At 70.8% G+C, this 956-nt stretch carries 1 protein-coding gene; it reads right to left on the bottom strand.

What is annotated here, in order from left to right; genetic code table 11:
- Positions 1 to 153 precede the first annotated feature (153 nt).
- Complete coding sequence (locus FUT87_RS27450; RefSeq protein ID WP_091732664.1) at positions 154 to 879, bottom strand: arginyltransferase; 726 nt, start codon at positions 877 to 879, stop codon at positions 154 to 156.
- Between the last annotated feature and the right edge of the window lie 77 nt (positions 880 to 956).

The raw sequence follows: 956 nt of genomic DNA, 5'->3' as shown, positions 1-956 counted from the left end.
CCCCCACCCTCTCCCCGCAAGCGGGGAGAGGGAGTGTCTGTTGAGAGGCGCCGGGAGGCGTCCCTTGGGTCGAAGGAGGGTGGGGCCGGCCGGGGGTGTGGCGCCGGGAAGGCGTCGGGGAGGGGGCCGGCGAGGCGCCGGGGAGGCCCTGCGTCAGCGGTCGACGCGTTGCCAGTGCCCCTCGCGCAGCAGCTCGTGCGGGAGGAAGCGGGCCTTGTAGGCCATCTTGTCGCTCTGCGCGATCCAGTAGCCCAGGTAGAGGTGGGGCAGGCTCAGGTCGCGGGTCTGGCGCAGTTGCCACAGCACGTTGTAGGTGCCGTAGCTGACGCCGGGCTCGGGCTCGTAGAAGGTGTAGACCGCCGAGAGCCCGTCGCCCAGGATGTCCAGGATGGACACCATCTTCAGCGCGCCGCCGGGCTCGCGGAATTCCACCAGCCGCGAGTTGACGCGGCTCTGCAGCAGGAACTGGGTGTACTGGTCGACGCTGTCGTGATCCATGCCGCCGCCGCTGTGCCGGCCGGCCTGGTAGCGCAGGTAGAGCTGGTAATGCTCGTCGCTGTAGCCCAGCCGCATGACCCGCGCCTGCAGGTGCTGGTGCTGCGCCCAGGCGCGGCGCTGGCTGCGGTTGGGATGGAAATCCGCCACCGGGATGCGCATCGGCACGCAGGCCTTGCAGCCATCGCAGTAGGGCCGGTAAGTGAACATGCCGCTGCGCCGGAAGCCGGCCGCCACCAGGCTGGAGTAGGCGTCGGCATGGATCAGGTGGCTGGGCGTGGCGACCTGCGAGCGGGCCTGGCGGTCGCTCAGGTAGCTGCAGGGATAGGGCGCGGTCGCATAGAACTGCAGCTCGGCCAGCGGGAGTTCCTTGGGATGCGTCACGGTCAGGGCCTGTCGGACGTTGCGCGCGAGTCGGTCGAGGAGGGGATCGGCGGGGAGCCGGCGGCCGCGCGGTCGGC

It is taken from the genome of Mitsuaria sp. TWR114 (assembly GCF_007997345.1).
The sequence above is the reverse complement of the archived record's forward strand: the minus strand, read 5'-3'. Positions and strand labels throughout refer to the sequence as shown.